Source organism: Streptomyces sp. NPDC088400 (assembly GCF_044753355.1).
In the GTDB taxonomy this organism is placed as follows: domain Bacteria; phylum Actinomycetota; class Actinomycetes; order Streptomycetales; family Streptomycetaceae; genus Streptomyces.
The window spans coordinates 500,803-522,194 of record NZ_JBIVMZ010000002.1 but is presented as its reverse complement, the minus strand read 5'-3'; the positions used below and the strand labels follow the sequence as shown (position 1 = coordinate 522,194).

Here is a 21,392-nt window from a genome sequence, read left to right as displayed (position 1 = left end):
TGGGGGCGGTGAGACCGTTCGAAGCACCGTCCTGGTTGATCGCGGAGCCCCTGATCACGGCGAGTACCGGGTGCCCGTTGCGCCGCGCGTCCGACAGCCGCTCGACCAGCAGCAGTCCGACACCCTCGGCGAGCGCCATGCCGTCCGCGCCTTCGGAGAACGCCTTGCAGCGGCCGTCGGGAGCGAGCGCGCGCTGACGGCTGAACGCGACGAACGAGTCAGGTGTCGTCATCACCGTGACGCCACCGGCCAGCGCGAGCGTGCTCTCGCCGTCGCGCAGGCTCTGGCAGGCCAGGTGCAGGGCGACCAGCGAGGACGAGCAGGCGGTGTCGACCGTGACCGCCGGGCCTTCGAGCCCGAGCACGTACGACACCCGGCCCGACAGGACGGAGGGGATGGACCCGGTGACCATGTGCCCCTCGGTGCCGTCCCCGGCGCCGCGCCCGTAGTCCTGGTAGCTGGAGCCGATGAACGCGCCGGTCAGCGTGGAGCGCAGGGCGGCCGGATCGATCCCGGCCCGCTCGACGCTCTCCCATGCGGCCTCCAGCAGCAGCCGCTGCTGCGGGTCCATGACCAGCGCCTCGCGCGGCGAGATCCCGAAGAAGACCGGGTCGAACGCGCCCGCCTCGTGCAGGAACCCGCCCTGCGTGGAGTACGTGGTGCCGCTGCGGTCCGGATCCGGGTCGTACAGGCCCGTGGCGTCCCAGCCACGGTTGACCGGGAACTCCGAGACCGCGTCCACGCCGGAGGAGATGAGGTCCCAGAACTGCTCGGGCGAGTTGACGCCGCCGGGGAATCGGCAGCTCATGCCGATGATCGCGATCGGTTCGTCACTGGTGTGCGCGGCCGGAGCGGCCGGCGGCGCGTCCAGGACGCTCGCGCCGTCCGCGTCGCGCGCACCGTCCGCGTCGCTCAGCAGCTCCCCGCGCAGAAATCCCGCGAGAGCGGTGGGGGTCGGATAGTCGAAGACCATGGTGCTGGGCAGGGGCAGATCGGTGACCAGGCTGAGCCGCTTGCGCAGTTCCACCGCCGTCAGCGAGTCGAAGCCGTGGTCCTGGAAAGCCCTGTCCGGCTTGATGGCATCCGGTCCGGGGTGGCCGAGCACGGCGGCCGCGTGCGTACGGACCAGCTCCAGCAGCACCGCCAGGCGGCCGTTCTCGGGGGCCGCGTACAGACGCTCGCGGAGCGCCGACGCCGCCGATTCGCTCTCGCGGCGCGCTTCCCCGGCCGCCCGCGCGGCCTCGCGGGCGCCGGGCAGTGTGGTGAGCGACGCCACGGGCCGCAGGCTGAACATCGCCTCCAGCACGTGCGGGTCGGCCAGATCGGCGACGACGGTGGTCGGGTGCGGTTCGGCCACCAGCTCGGACATGGCCTCCAGCGCGAGCCGGGGATCCAGCGCGGTGGCCCCCACGTGCCGCGACCGCGCGACCGGGCCGCCCCCGGCGGCTGCGCCGTCACTGACAGCCATGCCGTCACTGGCAGCCGTGCCGACCCCGGCGGCCATTCCGTCCCCGCTCCAGGCGCCCCAGGCGATCGACGTCGCCGGCAGACCGCGCGACTGACGCCGCTGGGCCAGAGCGTCCAACACCGCGTTGGCGGCGGCGTAGTTCGCCTGACCGAGGTTGCCCAGCGCTCCGGCCATCGAGGAGAACAGGACGAACGCCGACAGGCCGGCACGGTCGGCGGTCAGCTCGTCGAGCAGCAGCGCGGGGGCGACCTTGGACCGGAAGACCCTCTCGAACCGCTCCGGAGTCAGTCCGTCCAGCATCGCGTCGTCCAGCACCCCGGCCGCGTGCACCACACCGGTCAGCGGGAACTCGGCCGGTACGGCGTCCAGGGCGCCCGTCAGCTCGTCGTGATCGGCGACGTCGCAGGCCAGGACCGTGACGCGCGCGCCCAGGGCGGTCAGTTCCGCCTCCAGCTCCACCGCGCCGGGCGCCCCGGGGCCACGGCGGCTCAGCAACAGCAGGTGTTCCGCGCCTCGTTCGGCCAGCCAGCGGGCTACGTGCGCGCCCAGGGCACCGGTACCGCCGGTGATCAGCACCGTGCCCGAGGGCTCCCAGCCGGTGCCGGCGTCGGTGTGGGTGGCGTCTCCGGCGTCGACCTGGGGCTTAGGCTCGGCACCGGTATCGGCCCCGGTCCGGGCTCGGGTTTCCGGGGTCGGCGTGGGGGCGGGCAGCAGTCGCCGACCGTAGACACCGGAGGCTCGTACGGCGACCTGGTCTTCTTCACTGGTTCCGGCACTGGCCTCTGCACCGGCAGCGGCCAGGACCCCGACCAGACGTCGGGCGATCAGCTCGTCCAACTCCCGTGCGTCTTCTGGTTCGTACGGGGCCCGCGAGTCCTGCCGGTCCTGCCGGTCCTGGGGCAGATCGATCAGGCCGCCCCAACGCTCCGGGCACTCCAACGCGGCGACCCGGCCCAGACCCCATACGGCGGCCTGTGCCGGGTGGCTCACGGCGTCGTCGGCTCCGACCGACACCGCACCGCGCGTCACCGCCCACACGGGGGCCGTGATCCCGGCGTCCTCCAGCGCCTGTACGAGCACCGCCGTGGCCACCAAGCCGACAGGTACGTTCGATGAACGGTCCCGTTCATCGGCCGCCAACAGCGACACCACGCCCGAGAGATGCGCCACGCCCTCCGCGCCCGACTCGGCTATCTGTCGCGTCAGTTGCTCGGCCACGGCCGTACGATCGGCGTTGTCGACCACCACCCGCACCGCGTCCGGGCCCAGCGCGGCCACGACGGACCGCGTCCACTCCTGCTCGGTCTCATCGGCCGGGAGCACGACCAGCCACGTCCCGGACAACGCCGTCGGCGACGTACCGCCGGCCAGCGGCTGCCAGGTCTCCCGGAACCGCCACGAATCCACCGTCGACCGAACCCTGCTCCGGCTGCGCCACGCCGACAACGCGGACACCACGCCGTCCAAGGCATCGGTGTCGACCTCCAGCCGAGCCGCCAGACCCTCCAGGTCCTCGCTGTCGACCGCGGCCCAGAACTCCGCGTCGACCGAGTCCACCGCCGCGCCGACCCCGGCACCCTGGGTGGGTTCGGGCCAGTACCGCTGCCGCTGGAAGGCATACGTGGGCAACTCGACCTGCCCCGCACCGGTACGGGCGAACAACGCCCGCCAGTCCACACTCACGCCGACGACATGCAGCCCCGCCAGACCGGCCACCACGGCACGTTCCTCGCCACGGTCCTTACGCAGGACAGGCACGACCACGGCCTCGTCCGACACCGACTCACGAGCCAACGCCGACAGCACACCGTCCGGACCCAGCTCCAGGAAGGTACACACACCCGCCTCGGACAACGCCCGCACACCATCAGCGAACCGCACCGTCTCCCGCACATGCCGCACCCAATACTCAGGCACACACAGCTCATCAGACGAAGCCAGAGCACCCGTCAGATTCGACACCACCGGAATCAACGGCGCACGAAACTCCAACCCCGACACCACGGCACGGAACTCGTCCAACATCCCGTCCATCAACGCCGAATGGAACGCATGCGACACCCGCAACCGGCTCGTCTTCCGGCCCAGCTCCGCCAGCCGCGCAGCGACCTCCAGTACCGCATATTCGACGCCGGACACCACCACCGAAGCAGGCCCGTTGACCGCAGCGATCGACACCCCACCGGAGGAATCGGAGAGTTCGGAGAGGTACGGCAGGACTTCGTCCTCGGTGGCCTGGATCGCCACCATCGCCCCACCACGCGGAAGCTCCTGCATCAGACGGGCGCGGGCCGCCACCAGACGGCACGCGTCCGCGAGCGACAGAACACCGGCCACGTGAGCCGCCGCGACCTCACCGATCGAATGCCCACCCACATAATCCGGCGTAACGCCGAGGGACTCCAGCAGCCGGAAGAGGGCCACTTCCACCGCGAACAGGGCCGGCTGAGCGATGCCGGTCTCGTTGAGGGCGTCCGGGTCCTCACCCCAGATCACCCCACGCAGGCCCTCTGCGCCGTCCAACGGCTCCAGCTCCGCGAGCACCGCGTCCAGCGCCTCCGCGAACACCGGGAACCGACCGTACAACTCCCGCCCCATACCGAGGCGTTGAGCACCCTGACCACTGAACAAAAACGCCAACGGACCCTGCGCGACCGAACCCCGCGCCGCCTCGGCCAGACCGTCCTGCGAAGCCAGCAGGACAGCCCGATACTCGAAGGGGGTACGGGCCGTGGCCAGCGAGAAACCAACATCCAGAGCCGAACGGCCCGCCTCGCCGTCCGCGAAGGCCCGCAGCTGATCCACCTGTGCCTTCAACGCGGCCTCGGACTTGGCCGACACCAGCCACGGCACCACGTCCGGTACCACACCCGGCTCCTGGACCGCCCGCTCCACCGACGGCACAGCCTCCAGAATCACATGCGCATTCGTGCCGCTGATCCCGAACGACGACACACCCGCACGACGAGGATGATCCGCCTCAGGCCAAGCCGTGTTCTCCCGCAACAGCTCGACATCCCCGGCGGACCAGTCCACATGCGACGACGGAGCATCCACATGCAACGTGCGCGGCAGTACGCCATGCCGCATCGCCATCACCGTCTTGATGACCCCCGCGACACCCGCAGCCGCCTGAGTGTGACCGATGTTGGACTTCACCGTGCCCAGCAGCAACGGACGTTCACGATCCTGGCCATAAGCGGCGAGGAGAGCCTGCGCCTCGATCGGGTCACCCAACGTCGTACCCGTACCGTGCGCCTCCACCACATCCACATCCGCCGGCGACAGACCACCGCTCGCCAGCGCCTGACGAATCACCCGCTGCTGCGACGGACCATTCGGCGCCGTCAGACCATTCGACGCACCATCCTGATTCACCGCACTACCACGCACCACCGCCAACACAGCGTGCCCGTTGCGCTCCGCGTCCGACAACCGCTCCAGCAAGAGCATCCCCACGCCCTCGCCCCAGCCCACACCATCAGCCGCATCCGAGAACGCCTTGCACCGACCGTCAGGGGACAGACCACCCTGCCGGGAAAACTCCACAAACGTGGACGGCGTCGACATCACCGTCACACCACCGGCCAACGCCAGCGAACACTCACCCGCACGCAACGCCTGCGCCGCCAGATGCATCGCCACCAGCGACGACGAACACGCCGTATCAATCGTGACGGTCGGACCCTCCAGGCCCAACGTGTACGCCACCCGACCCGACGCCACACTCGGAGCACTCGCGTTACCCCGGAACCCCTCAAACTCCCGACCGGTCAGCAACAACCCATAGTCGTTGTACATAAGACCGGCAAACACACCGGTCTGACTCCCCCGCAAGGACACCGGGTCGATACCAGAACGCTCAACGGCTTCCCACACCGTCTCCAACAGCAACCGCTGCTGCGCATCCGTCGCCAACGCCTCACGCGGACTCATCCCAAAGAACTCGGGATCAAACTCCGCAGCATCATGCAAGAACCCACCGGCACGCGTCGAAGACGTACCCGGATGCTCGGGATCCGGGTGATACAAACCATCCCGATCCCAGCCACGGTCCGCCGGAAACTCCGAGACCGCATCCACACCACCGGACACCAGATCCCACAACTGATCAGGAGACGACACCCCACCCGGATACCGGCACGCCATCCCCACAATCACCACCGGGTCATCCGCCACCGGCGGCAACACACCCACCGGCACCGACACAGCAGCGTCCGATCCCAGCACCTGGTCCAGCAGATGATCGGCAAGCACCTGAGCGGTCGGGTAGTCGAACACCAGCGTTGCCGGAAGCCGCAACCCCGTCGCCGCACTCAACCCGTTCCGCAACTCCACCGCCATCAACGAGTCAAACCCGAGATCACGGAACGTCCGGGCCGCATCCACCGCAGCCGCACCCTCATGCCCCAGCACCAACGCAACCCGGCCCCGCACCAGATCAAGCAACACCTCACGCCGCTCAACCTCATCAAGCCCACCCAGACGCTGCACCAGACCACTCGCACCGCCCCGACCGGCCGCACGACGGGCCCGCACCAGACCACGCAGCAGCGACGGCACCTCACCACCGGAACCGGAACGGAAGGCAGAAAGATCCAACGGCACGGGCAGCAACACCGGTTCACCGGTACCGAGCGCCGCGTCGAACAACGCCAGTCCCCTCTCGACGGAGAGTGGCGGCAGGCCGGCGCGCGACATCCGCTCACGGTCGGCCGCGCTCAGCACGCCGGCCATCCCGCTGGGCTGATCCCACGGTCCCCAGACCAGCGACACGCCGGGCATTCCCTGGGCACGCCGATGCTCCACCAGGGCGTCCAGGAACGAGTTCGCGGCAGCGTAGTTACTCTGGCCCGCTCCGCCGAACGTACCCGCGACGGAGGAGAACACCACAAACGCAGAAAGGTCGCCGGTCAGTTCGTGCAAGTGCCAGGCCGCGTCCGCCTTCGGCCGGAGCACAGCGTCCAGTCGTTCGGACGTCAGCGACTCGATCATCCCGTCATCGAGCACGCCGGCCGTGTGCACCACCGCCGACACCTCATGGGTAGCCAGCACTGCGGCCAACGCCTCGCGGTCTGCCGCGTCACAGGCCACCGCCTCGACATGCGCGTCGAACTCCCGCAACTCAGCACAGAGTTCAGCCGCACCCGGAGCATCCAGACCCCGCCGGGACAGCAACAGCAGATCCCGCACCCCATGCTCAACCACCAGATGACGGGCCACCACCGCACCCAAACCACCCGTACCACCCGTGATCAAAACCGTGCCGGAACCGTCCCACACCGGCCCCACCACATCGGGCACCTGGACCCGAGCCAGCCGGGGAGCCACAAGCCGCCCCTCACGGACCGCGCTCTCAGGCTCCCCGGCAGCCAGTGCCTCCCACAGCACCGAACCCGAGCAACCCTCGTCGTCCAGCTCCAGCAGACCGAACCGCCCCGGATGCTCCGACTGCGCCGACCTCAACAACCCGCGCACGACCCCAGCGACAGGACCCTCACCCGCACCACGCACCACCACGACCAACCGGGAACCGGCAAACCGCTCCCCCGCCAGCCACCCCTGCACCAAACCCAGAACCCGCGACGCCACACCATGCGCCGCATCCACCACACCACCGGCCGACGACTCCCCCGAAACCACAGCCAGCACCACACCGGCCACCGGCTCCTCACCCGCAGCCAACTCACCCAGATCCACCCACGCCTCAGCGGGGAAGCACGAGTCCCTCACGAGGTCACCCAGACCACCGTCCGGCCCCAGCACCGCAACCCCGGACCACGCGGATGCCCCGGACACCCCAGACCCAGCAGCCTCACCCGCCCCGGACACCGGAGCCCACTCCACCCGGAACAGCGAATCCCGGCCGATCGTCCGGACCTCATCGAGCTGCTCCGCCGTTACGGGACGCACCCGAAGGCCGTCCACCGAAGCGACGGGCTCTCCGGCCTCGTCCGAGACGGCAATCGTGATCGTTTCCTGCCCGTTGTACGACAACCGGGCCCGTACCGCTGTCGCACCGGAGGCGTACAGCGAGACCCCTTCCCAGGAGAACGGCAGCGCCCCGCCTTCCGAGCCGCCCGCGCCGTCGCCCGCGTAGGCCGCCGCGTGCAGGACGGCGTCCAGCAAGGCGGGATGCAGCCCGAAGCCCGCAGCCGCGGCCTCCTCCGGCAGCCCGGCCTCGACGAACACTTCCTCGCCGCGTCGCCATGCGGCCCGTAGCCCTTGGAACACCGGGCCGTACGCGAATCCCGCCTCAGCCAGCCGTTCGTAGCAGTCATCGAGATCGACGGGCTCGGCCCCGGCCGGCGGCCACACCGCCCCATCGAACGTCACTCCCGGCACTGCTCCCGGCAGTTCATCCTCTGCCGGAGCCAGCACACCCACCGCATGCAGACTCCACGGCAGCTCCTCGGAACCATCCGACCGCGAATACACCTTCACCGACCGAAGCCCGGAATCATCAGGCGTACCGACAAACACCTGAATCCGCACCGCAGCCCGCTCGGACAGAACCAACGGAGCAGCCAGCGTCAACTCCTCGACCCGACCACACCCGACCTCATCACCGGCCCGGATCGCCAACTCCACAAACGCCGTACCCGGCACCACCACCCGGCCCATCACCACATGGTCAGCCAGCCACCCATGCGACCCCAACGACAACCGACCCGCGAACACCGCCCCGTCCGAATCAGCCAACGACACAGCCGCACCCAACAAAGGATGATCCGCCGACGCCAACCCGAGCCCTTCGGCATCCTGGGCACCGGCCGATACGGAAGGCCAGTACCGCCGCCGCTGGAAGGCGTACGTGGGCAGGTCGACCCGCTGGGCACCCGTGCCCGCGAAGTACGCCCGCCAGTCGACGGCCACACCGGTCACGTGCAGGCGGGCAAGCGCCGTAACGGCCGCCGTCTCCTCACCACGGTCCTTACGCAGGACAGGCACGACCACGGTCTCGTCCGACACCGACTCACGAGCCAATGCCGACAGCACACCATCCGGCCCCAGCTCCAGGAACGCACGGACACCTGCCTCGGACAACGCCCGCACACCATCGGCGAACCGAACCGTCTCCCGCACATGCCGCACCCAATACTCAGGCACGCACAGCTCATCAGCCGTAGCCAGAGCACCCGTCAGATTCGACACCACCGGAATCAACGGCGCACGGAACTCCAGCCCCGACACCACACCCCGGAAATCGTCCAGCATCCCGTCCGTCAACGCCGAATGGAACGCGTGACTGACAGCGAGCCGACTCGTACGCCGCCCCTCGAACCGCCCCACAACCTCCAGCACCGCATCCTCGACACCGGACACCACCACGGACGAAGGCCCATTGACGGCAGCGATCGACACCCGGTCGGAGAGGTACGGCAGGACCTCGTCCTCGGTGGCCTGGATCGCCACCATCGCCCCGCCACGCGGAAGTTCCTGCATCAACCGCGCGCGAGCCACCACCAAACGGGACGCATCCGCCAACGACAGAACACCGGCCACGTGGGCCGCCGCGACCTCACCGATCGAATGCCCACCGACATAATCCGGCGTAACGCCGAGGGACTCCAACAGCCGGAAGAGAGCCACTTCCACCGCGAACAGGGCCGGCTGAGCAAAACCCGTCTCGCTCAGAAGATCCGGGTCGTCCCCCCAGATCACCCCACGCAAAGCCTCCCCGTCGCCCAGCTCCACGAGCACCGCATCCAGCGCCTCCGCGAACACCGAGAACCGACCGTACAACTCCCGCCCCATACCGAGACGTTGAGCACCCTGACCACTGAACAAAAACGCCAACGGACCCTGCGCGACCGAACCCCGCGCCGCCTCGGCCAGACCGTCCTGCGAAGCCAGCAGGACAGCCCGGTGCTCGAAGGGGGTACGGGCCGTGGCCAGCGAGAAACCAACATCCACAGCCGACGCACTACTTACGAACGACCGCAGCTGGTCCACCTGCGCGTCCAGCGCGGCCGGAGTACGGCCGGAGACCACCCACGGCACGACCGCCCCGGGCTCACCCTCGACCCGCTCCGGAAGAGACACGGGCGCGGAAGGCTGCTCCAGGATCACATGCGCGTTCGTGCCGCTGATCCCGAACGATGACACACCCGCACGACGAGGGTGATCCGCCTCAGGCCAAGCCGTGTTCTCCCGCAACAGCTCGACATCGCCCGCCGACCAGTCCACATGCGACGACGGAGCATCCACATGCAACGTCTGCGGCAGTACGCCGTGCCGCATCGCCATCACCGTCTTGATGACCCCCGCGACACCCGCAGCCGCCTGGGTATGACCGATGTTGGACTTCACCGTGCCCAGCAGCAACGGGCGTTCACGGTCTTGGCCGTAGGCAGCGAGCAGGGCCTGTGCCTCGATCGGGTCACCCAAGGTCGTACCCGTGCCGTGCGCCTCCACCACATCCACGTCGGCGGGCGACAGACCACCACTGGCCAGCGCCTGGCGAATCACCCGCTGCTGCGACGGACCATTCGGCGCCGTCAGACCATTCGACGCACCATCCTGATTCACCGCACTGCCACGCACCACCGCAAGAACGTCGTGCCCGTTGCGCTCCGCATCCGACAACCGCTCCAGCAAGAGCATCCCCACGCCCTCGCCCCAGCCCACACCATCAGCCGCATCCGAGAACGCCTTGCACCGGCCATCAGGCGACAACCCACCCTGCCGGGAAAACTCCACAAACGTGGACGGCGTCGACATCACCGTCACACCACCGGCCAACGCCAGCGAACACTCACCCGCACGCAGCGCCTGCGCCGCCAGGTGCATCGCGACCAGCGACGACGAACACGCCGTATCGATGGTGACCGTCGGACCTTCCAGGCCCAGCGTGTACGCCACCCGACCCGACGCCACACTCGGAGCACTCGCGTTGCCCCGGAACCCCTCAAACTCCCGACCAGTCAGCAACGACCCGTAGTCGTTGTACATCAGACCAGCGAACACACCGGTCTGGCTTCCCCGCAACGACGCCGGGTCGATACCCGTACGCTCGACGGCCTCCCACACCGTCTCCAGCAACAACCGCTGCTGTGCGTCCGTCGCCAACGCCTCACGCGGACTCATCCCGAAGAACTCAGGATCGAACTCCGCAGCATTGTGCAGGAACCCACCCGCACGGGTCGACGACGTACCCAGATGATCCGAATCCGGGTGATAGAGCCGCCCCAGATCCCATCCACGGTCAATTGGGAACTCCGAGACCGCATCCACTCCGCCGGACACCAGATCCCACAACTGATCAGGAGACGACACCCCACCCGGATACCGGCACGCCATCCCCACAATCACCACCGGGTCATCCGCCACCGGCGGCAACACACCCACCGGCACCGACACAGCAGCATCCGAGCCCAGCACCTGGTCCAACAGATGATCGGCAAGCACCTGAGCAGTCGGGTAGTCGAACACCAGCGTCGCCGGAAGCCGCAACCCCGTCGCCGCACTCAACCCGTTCCGCAACTCCACCGCCATCAACGAGTCAAACCCGAGATCACGGAACGTCCGAGCCGCATCCACCGCAGCCGCACCCTCATGCCCCAGCACCAACGCAACCCGGCCCCGCACCAGATCAAGCAACACCTCACGCCGCTCAACCTCATCAAGCCCACCCAGACGCTGCACCAGACCACTCGCACCGCCCCGACCGGCCGCACGACGGGCCCGCACCAGACCACGCAGCAGCGACGGCACCTCACCACCGGAACCGGAACGGAAGGCAGAAAGATCCAGCCGCACCGGCAGCAACACCGGTTCAGCGGTACCGAGCGCCGCGTCGAACAACGCCACACCCTGCTCGACGGACAACGGCGGGAAACCCGAACGATTCATCCGCTCCCGGTCGGCGACGGACAGTTCGCCCAGCATGCCGTCCGCCTGCTCCCACGGACCCCACGCCAACGACACACCCGGCAAACCCTGCCCACGCCGGAACTCCACCAACGCGTCAAGAAACCCATTCGCCGCCGCATAACTCGCCTGACCAACACTGCCCAACGTACCCGCAGCAGACGAAAACACCACAAACGCCGACAGACCCATATCCCGCGTCAACTCATGCAAAAACCAACCCGCATCCACCTTCGGACGCAACACACCATCAACACGCTCAGACGTCAACGACCCGACAAGACCGTCATCCAGCACACCCGCCGTATGCACCACAGCCGAAACGTCATACTCCGCGAAGACTCCAGCCAACGCCTCACGATCCGCCACATCACACGCCACCACATCAGCGTCAGCACCCAGCCCGGCAAGCTCAGCCACCAACTCCCGCGCACCCGGAGCATCCAGACCCCGCCGGGACAGCAACAACAGATCCCGCACCCCATGCTCAACCACCAGATGACGGGCCACCACCGCACCCAAACCACCCGTACCACCCGTGATCAAAACCCTGCCGGAACCGTCCCACACCGGCCCCACCACATCGGGCACCTGGACCCGAACCATCCGGGGCACCAAAGTCTCATCACCGCGCACCATCAACTCCGGCTCGCCCGAAGCCAACGCGCGCGACAAAACCGCTCCCGGCACAGCCTCGTCACCGAGATCCAGCAGCGTCATCCGCCCGGGATTCTCGGACTGTGCCGACCTCAACAGCCCACGCACCGATGCCACAGTCAGATCAACAGCGGCTCCCCGAGCCACCATCACCAACCGGGAATCCGCGAACCGCTCCTCTCCCAACCACTCCTGCACCAACTCCAGAGCCCACGCCACCGCGGCATGAACCCCATCCACCATGTCGCCACCGGGCCACTCCGAAGGAACCGCGGCCAGCACCACGCCGGCCACCGGCCCCTCAACCGAAGCCAACTCACCCAGATCCGGGAAGAACCGAACATCGGACCCGACAGCGCGTAGTACATCGGCCGAATCGCCGTCCGCGCCGACCACCGCCACCGCCGTGTCACCCAGGTCGGCCTCGGCCGGCCCGGACAGGGGTGTCCAGTCCACCCGGAACAGCGAATTCCCGTCCAGGGCGGCCGGGCCTCCCAACTGTCCGGGAGTCATCGGCCGGGTCGCGAGAGATTCAATCGCAGCGACCGGATCACCAGCGGTGTCCGCGACGGCGATCGACACCGTGGCCGGGCCGGTGTGCGACAGCCGTGCCCGCACGGTCGTCGCACCGGAGGCGTAGAGAGATATGCCGCTCCAGGAGAACGGCAGCGCCGCGCCCTCGGTCTCTGAGCTCCCAGCACCGGACGCGGCAGCCTGGAGCACCGCGTCCAGCAGCGCCGGGTGCACGCCGAACTCATCGGCCGCAACGTCTTCCGGCAGCCCGACTTCGGCGAACACCTCGTCGCCACGCCGCCACACAGCACGCAGGCCTTGGAACACCGGACCGTAGTCGAAGCCCGCCTCGGCGAGGCGGCCGTAGTGTTCGCGGAGGTCGACCGGCTGGGCGCCGGGCGGCGGCCACGCCGTCGCGTCGAACCCGACAGCGGCCGAGTCCCCGCGGTCGCCGGTCAGCACACCGGACGCGTGCTCCGTCCAGGGCGCGTCCACCGCGTCCTCGGGGCGGCCGTGGACGGTGAGGGTGCGCTGTCCATGGCCGTCCGTGTCGGCTCCCACACGCACCTGGATCTGTACGGCGCCACGCTCGGGGAGGACCAAGGGGGCCGACAGGGTCAGTTCCTCGACCCGGTCGCACCCGACCTCGTCACCGGCCCGGATCGCCAACTCCACAAAGGCGGTTCCCGGGACCAGCACCCGGCCCATGACGACATGATCCGCCAACCACGGATGCGAAGCCGCCGACAGCCGGCCGGCGAATACCACACCATCGGAGTCCGCCAACGAAACGGCCGCACCCAGCAGCGGATGCTCCGCCGACGCCAGACCGACGGCCCGTACATCACCCGAGACACTCGCCCCTACGGCGGGCCAGTACCGCTGCCGCTGGAAGGCATACGTGGGCAGCTCGACCTGCCCCGCACCGGTACGGGCGAACAACGCCCGCCAGTCCACACTCATGCCAACGACATGCAGCCCGGCCAGACCGGCCACCACGGCACGTTCCTCGCCACGGTCCTTACGCAGGACAGGCACGACCACGGCCTCGTCCGACACCGACTCACGGACCAATGCCGACAGCACACCGTCCGGACCCAGTTCCAGGAAGGTACGCACGCCCGCCTCGGACAACGCCCGTACACCATCGGCGAACCGCACGGTCTCCCGCACATGCCGCACCCAGTACTCAGGCACACACAGCTCATCAGCCGTAGCCAGAGCACCCGTCAGATTCGACACCACCGGAATCAACGGCGCACGGAACTCCAGCCCCGACACCACCGCACGGAAATCGTCCAGCATCCCGTCCATCAACGCCGAATGGAACGCGTGACTGACAGCGAGCCGACTCGTACGCCGCCCCTCGAACCGCCCCACAACCTCCAGCACCGCATCCTCGACACCGGACACCACCACCGACGAAGGCCCATTGACCGCAGCGATCGACACCCGGTCGGAGAGATACGGCAGGACCTCGTCCTCCGTGGCCTGGATCGCCACCATGGCCCCGCCACGCGGAAGTTCCTGCATCAACCGCGCGCGAGCCACCACCAAACGGCACGCGTCCGCCAACGACAGAACACCGGCCACGTGAGCCGCCGCCACCTCACCAATCGAATGCCCACCGACATAATCCGGCGTAACGCCAAGGGACTCCAACAGCCGGAACAGAGCCACCTCCACCGCGAACAACGCCGGCTGAGCAAACCCGGTCTCATTGAGAAGATCCGGGTCCTCACCCCAGATCACCCCACGCAAGCCCTCCCCGTCGCCCAGTTCCGCGAGCACCGCGTCCAGCGCCTCCGCGAACACCGGGAACCGACCGCACAACTCCCGCCCCATACCAAGCCGCTGCGCACCCTGACCACTGAACAGAAACGCCAACGGCCCCTGCGCGACCGAACCCCGGGAAGCCTCGACCACACCCTCTTCCGACGCCAGCAGCACCGCCCGGTGCTCGAACACCGACCGGCCGACGGCCAGCGAGAAGCCGACATCCAAGGACGACGCACCATCCGCGAAGGCCCGCAGTTGCTGCACCTGCGCGTCCAACGCGGCCTCGGACTTGGCCGACACCAGCCACGGGACCACGTCCGGTATCACACCCGGCTCCTGGACCGCCCGCTCCACCGACGGCACAGCCTCCAGGATCACATGGGCGTTCGTGCCACTGATCCCGAACGACGACACACCCGCACGACGCGCACGACCCGCCTCGGGCCAAGCCGTATTCTCCCGCAGCAACTCCACGTCACCGGCCGACCAGTCCACGTGCGACGACGGAGCATCCACATGCAACGTCTGCGGCAGTACGCCATGCCGCATCGCCATCACCGTCTTGATGACCCCCGCCACACCCGCAGCCGCCTGCGTGTGACCAATGTTCGACTTCACCGTGCCCAGCAGCAACGGACGTTCACGATCCTGCCCGTAAGCGGCGAGCAGGGCCTGCGCCTCGATCGGGTCACCCAACGTCGTACCCGTACCGTGCGCCTCCACCACATCCACATCGGCGGGCGACAAACCACCACTGGCCAGCGCCTGACGGATCACCCGCTGCTGCGACGGACCATTCGGCGCCGTCAGACCATTCGACGCACCATCCTGATTCACCGCCGACCCACGCACCACCGCCAACACAGCGTGCCCATTACGCTCCGCATCCGACAGCCGCTCCAGCAAGAGCATCCCCACGCCCTCGCCCCAGCCCACACCATCAGCCTCATCCGAGAACGCCTTGCACCGACCATCAGGCGACAAACCACCCTGACGATCGAACTCCACAAAGGTCGTCGGAGTCGACATCACTGTCACACCACCGGCCAAGGCCAGCGAGCACTCACCCGCACGCAGCGCCTGCGCCGCCAGATGCATCGCCACCAGCGACGACGAACACGCCGTATCAATCGTGACCGTGGGGCCCTCCAGGCCCAACGTGTACGCCACCCGGCCCGACGCCACACTCGGCGCGCTGCCGCTGCCCCGTAGCCCGTCGAACTCGCGCCCCGCGAGCAACGTCCCGTAATCGCCGTACATCACACCGGCGAACACACCAGTCTGACTCCCCCGCAACGACACCGGGTCGATACCCGTACGCTCGACGGCCTCCCACACTGTCTCCAGCAACAACCGCTGCTGCGCATCCGTCGCCAACGCCTCACGCGGACTCATCCCAAAGAACTCGGGATCAAACTCCGCAGCGTCGTGCAGGAACCCGCCCGCGCGCGTAGACAACTCCAGATCCCAACCGCGCTCAGCGGGAACCTCCGAGACCGCGTCCACGCCACCGGACACCAGATCCCACAACTGATCAGGAGACGACACCCCACCCGGATACCGGCACGCCATCCCCACAATCACCACCGGGTCATCCGCCACCGGCGGCAACACACCCACCGGCACGGATACAGCAGCCTCGGCACCCAGCACCTGGTCCAACAGATGATCGGCAAGCACCTGAGCGGTCGGGTAGTCGAACACCAGCGTCGCCGGAAGCCGCAACCCCGTCGCCGCACTCAACCCGTTCCGCAACTCCACCGCAGTCAGTGAGTCGAAGCCCAGGTCACGGAACGTCCTCTTCGCATTTACCGCAGTCGCGCCCTGGTGACCGAGCACCAAGGCGATCTGGCTGCGCACCAGGTCGAGCAGCACCTCACGCTGCTCGACCTCGTCGAGCCCCGCCAACCGCCGCACGAGGGCATTCGCGCCGACCCGGCCGACCGTACGACGGGCCCGCACCAGACCACGCAGCAGAGGCGGTACCTCATCGCCGGAACCGGAACGGAAGGCAGCGAGGTCCAAGCGCGCGGGCAGTACCACCGGCTCGTCCACGCCCAGAGCTGCATCGAACAGAGCTGTGCCCTGCTCGACCGACAGTGGCGGCATGCCTGCGCGCGACATGCGCTCACGCTCGTCCTCGGACAGTTCGCCCAGCATGCCGTCCGCCTGCTCCCACGGACCCCACGCCAACGACACACCCGGCAGACCCTGCCCACGCCGGAACTCCACCAACGCGTCAAGGAACCCATTCGCCGCCGCATAACTCGCCTGACCAACACTGCCCAACGTACCCGCAGCAGACGAAAACACCACAAACGCCGACAGACCCATATCCCGCGTCAACTCATGCAAAAACCAACCCGCATCCACCTTCGGACGCAACACACCATCCAGCCGCTCCGGCGTCAACGACCCGACAAGACCGTCATCCAACACACCCGCCGCATGCACCACAGCCGAAATATCCCGACCAGCCAACACCCCGGCCAGACCCTCACGATCCGCCGCATCACAAGCCACTACCTCGACATGCGCGCCGAACTCCCGCAACTCAGCACAGAGTTCAGCCGCACCCGGAGCATCCAGACCCCGCCGGGACAGCAACAACAGATCCCGCACCCCATGCTCAACCACCAGATGACGGGCCACCACCGCACCCAGACCACCCGTACCACCCGTGACCAGGACCCTGCCGGAACCGTCCCACACCGGCCCCGACTCGTCAGGCACCTGGACCCGGGCCAGCCGAGGAGCTACAAGCTCCCCCTCGCGAACCGCGATCTCAGGCTCCGCAGCAGCCAGCGCCTCCAGCAGCACCGGCCCCGAGCAGTCCTCGCTCTCCAGTTCCAGCAGACCGAACCGCCCCGGATGCTCCGACTGCGCCGACCTCAACAACCCGCGCACGACCCCAGCGACAGGCCCCTCGCCCGCACCACGCACCGCCACGACCAACCGGGAACCGGCAAACCGCTCCCCCGCCAGCCACCCCTGCACCAAACCCAGAACCCGCGACGCCACAGCATGCGCCGCATCCACCACACCACCGGCCGACGACTCCCCCGAAACCACAGCCAGCACCACACCGGCCACCGGCTCCTCACCCGCAGCCAACTCACCCAGATCCGCCCACAACCCGGCCTCGGCCCCCGCATCCCGCAACACTTCCGACAGCGCCTCGCCCGGCCCGACCACCGCAACCCCGGACGCCACGAACGCCCCGATGTCTGCCGCGCCGGACACCGGAGCCCACTCCACCCGGAACAGCGAATCCCGCCCCAGAACCTGACCGCCCGCAAGCTGATCAGCCACAACCGGACGCGTCACCAACGACTCAACCGACGCGACCGCACGACCCGCCGCATCCGCAACCTCGATCGACACCCCGTCCCGCTCACCGTACGAAAGCCGCGCACGCACGACTGTCGCCCCCGACGCGTACAGAGACACCCCTTCCCAGGCGAAAGGCAGACCGTCGTCCGGCTCTCCTCCCGCGACCGCAGCGGCGTGCAGTACAGCGTCCAGCAACGCGGGATGCAGCCCGAAGCCGCCGGTCTCGGCCTCTTCCGGCAGCGCCACCTCGGCGAAGATCTCACCGTCGCGCCGCCACGCCGCCCGTAGCCCCTGGAACACCGGGCCGTACGCGAAACCCGCCTCAGCCCGAGCTGCATAGAAGTCGCCAAGGTCGACGGGCTCGGCCCCGGCCGGCGGCCACACCGCCCCATCGAACGTCACTCCCGGCACTGCTCCCGGCAGTTCATCCTCTGCCGGAGCCAGCACACCCACCGCATGCAGACTCCACGGCAGCTCCTCGGAACCATCCGACCGCGAATACACCTTCACCGACCGAAGCCCGGAATCATCAGGCGTACCGACAAACACCTGAATCCGCACCGCATCCCGCTCGGACAGAACCAACGGAGCGGCCAGCGTCAACTCCTCGACCCGACCACACCCGACCTCATCACCGGCCCGGATCGCCAACTCCACAAACGCCGTACCCGGCACCACCACCCGGCCCATCACCGCATGGTCAGCCAGCCACCCATGCGACCCCAACGACAACCGACCCGCGAACACCGCCCCGTCCGAATCAGCCAACGACACAGCCGCACCCAACAAAGGATGATCCGCCGACGCCAACCCCGCGGCCCGTATATCTCCTGCTGCGGCCAAGGTGGCGGGCCAGTACCGGCGCCGCTGGAAGGCGTACGTGGGCAGGTCCACGCGCCCTGCTCCAGTGCCCTCGAAGAAGGCCGGCCAGTCGACGGCCACACCGGTCACATGCAGGCGGGCAAGCGCCGTAACGGCCGCCGTCTCCTCACCACGGTCCTTACGCAGAACGGGCACGACCACGGCCTCGTCCGACACCGACTCACGAGCCAACGCCGACAGCACACCATCCGGCCCCAGCTCCAAGAAGGTACGCACACCCGCCTCGGACAACGCCCGCACACCATCAGCGAACCTCACCGTCTCCCGCACATGCCGCACCCAGTACTCAGGCACACACAGCTCATCAGACGAAGCCAGAGCACCCGTCAGATTCGACACCACCGGAATCAACGGCGCACGGAACTCCAGCCCCGACACCACCGCACGGAAATCGTCCAACATCCCGTCCATCAACGCCGAATGGAACGCATGCGACACCCGCAACCGGCTCGTCTTCCGACCCAGCTCCGCCAACCGCTCGGCGACCTCCAGAACCGCTACCTCATCACCGGACACCACCACCGACGCAGGCCCGTTGACCGCGGCGATCGACACGCCACCGGACAACAGCGGCAGAACTTCATCCTCCGTGGCCTGCACCGCCACCATCGCCCCACCCGACGGCAACGCCTGCATCAACTGCGCGCGAGCCACCACCAGACGGCACGCATCCGCCAATGACACAACACCGGCGACATGCGCAGCCGCCACCTCACCGATCGAATGCCCACCCACATAATCCGGCGTAACACCCAGCGACTCCAGCAACCGGAACAGAGCCACCTCAACCGCGAACAACGCCGGCTGAGCAAAACCAGTCTCACTCAGAAGATCCGGGTCCTCACCCCAGATCACCCCACGCAGCCTGTCCCCGCCCAACGGCTCCAGCTCCGCGAACACCGCGTCCAGCGCCTCCGCGAACACCGGGAACCGACCGTACAACTCCCGGCCCATACCCAGCCGTTGAGCACCCTGACCACTGAACAGAAACGCCAAGGCACCCGCGCCGTCCACGCCGCGAGCCGCGTCGACCGCGCCCTGGGCGAGTCCCGACGTCTGCTGTCCCGTGGACAGTGCGGTCAGACCGGTGATGAGTTCGTCGGTGTCGGAGACCGAGAAGGCGGCACGGTGTTCGAAGGGCGACCGGGAAGTGGCGAGCGAGTAGGCGGTGTCGAGGACGCTGAAGTCCGGGCCGGCGACTGTGGCTTCGGCTTCAGCTTTCACAGCGTCCAGCAGCCGTGCGGCCTGTGCGCGCAGGGCATCAGGCGTACGGCCGGAGAGCATGACAGGCACCGCAGACACGGCAGAAACGCTGGAGGGCACCACATCCCGGGCCGGCTCCGGATCCGTTGCCTGCTCGATGATCACATGCGCGTTGGTGCCGCTGATCCCGAACGACGACACGGCCGCCCGCCGCGGCTCCCCTGTCGACGGCCAGTCGGCGTTCTCGGTGACCAGGCGCACCGAGCCCTGGGCCCAGTCCACGTGGGATGACGGGGCGTCCACGTGCAGGGTGCGCGGCACGGTGGCGTGCCGCATCGCCATGACCATCTTGATCACGCCTGCGACGCCTGCCGCCGCCTGGGTGTGACTGAGGTTCGACTTGACCGAGCCCAGCAGCAGCGGCCGGTTCGCGTCGCGGTTCCGGCCGTATGTCGCCAGCAGCGCCTGCGCCTCGACCGGATCGCCCAGGGTGGTGGCCGTACCGTGGGCCTCGACGGCATCGATCTGGTCGGCGGACAGCCGGGCGTTGATCAGGGCCTGCTGGATGACCTGTTGCTGGGACGGGCCGTTCGGGGCGGTCAGGCCGTTGGAGGCGCCGTCCTGGTTGACCGCGGTTCCGCGTACCACCGCGAGGACGGGGTGTCCGTTCTTCCGGGCGTCCGAGAGGCGTTCGAGGACCAGGACGCCGACGCCCTCGGCCCAGCCGGTGCCGTCGGCGGATTCGGCGAAGGACCGGCAGATCCCATCGCCGGACAGGCCGCCCTGGCGGCTGAACTCGACGAAGGTCGCCGGGCTGGACATGACGGTCACACCACCGGCCAGGGCGAGTGTGCATTCCCCGGCCCGCAGCGCCTGCTCGGCGAGGTGCAGGGCGACGAGGGACGACGAGCAAGCCGTGTCGACGGTGAGAGCGGGGCCGGTGAAGCCGAAGGTGTAGGCGATCCGGCCGGAGAGCACACTGCCGGAGTTTCCGGTGAGCTGGAAGCCGTGGGTCGCCTCGTCGCCGCCCACCCGGTAGTCCTGGGCCATCGCCCCTACGAACACACCGGTCTCGCTGCCCCGGAGGGACGCGGGGTCGACACCGGCCTGTTCGACGGCCTCCCAGGCCGACTCCAGCAGCACGCGCTGCTGCGGGTCCATGGCGATGGCCTCACGCGGCGAGATGCCGAAGAAGTCCGCGTCGAAGTCGGTCGCGTCGTGGAGGAAGCCACCGGCGGTGGTGGACGAGGAGGCGAGCGATTCGAGGTCCCAGCCCCGGTCGGCGGGGAAATCCCCGATGCCGTGTTCGCCGTCGGCGACCAGGCGCCACAGATCTTCCGGACCGGCCACTCCGCCCGGATAGCGGCAGGACATACCGACGATGGCGATCGGCTCCTGGGCCGACGCCTCAAGATCCCGCACCCGCTGGCGGCTCTGCCGCAGATCGGCGGTGGCCCGCTTGAGGTAATCCCTGAGCCTCTGTTCGTTGTCCATCTCAGCTCATCTCCACAGCGGTGGCCGGGGCGGTGTTCACTCCACGCCGTCTGAGATCGACGGCCCGAATGCGAAACAGGGGCATAGCGAATGGCGCGTGGGTAGCACGGACCGAGGATCGAGTGTCGTGGGGCGTTAACGGGAAAATCACTAGGACTCCGACCTCGGGTTGCGCCGATCCGTACGCACA

Annotated in this window: 1 protein-coding gene (running past one end of the window); it reads right to left on the bottom strand. The window is 68.4% G+C overall.

From position 1 onward, the window contains the following. Positions 1 to 21,202, bottom strand: the 5' portion of a protein-coding gene (locus ACIQD6_RS07130) for a type I polyketide synthase (protein WP_401879089.1). Its footprint begins 18,461 nt before the window's first position; the window shows 21,202 of its 39,663 coding nt (coding positions 1–21,202); its start codon is at positions 21,200 to 21,202; its stop codon lies beyond the left edge, outside the window. Positions 21,203 to 21,392: the final 190 nt, after the last annotated feature.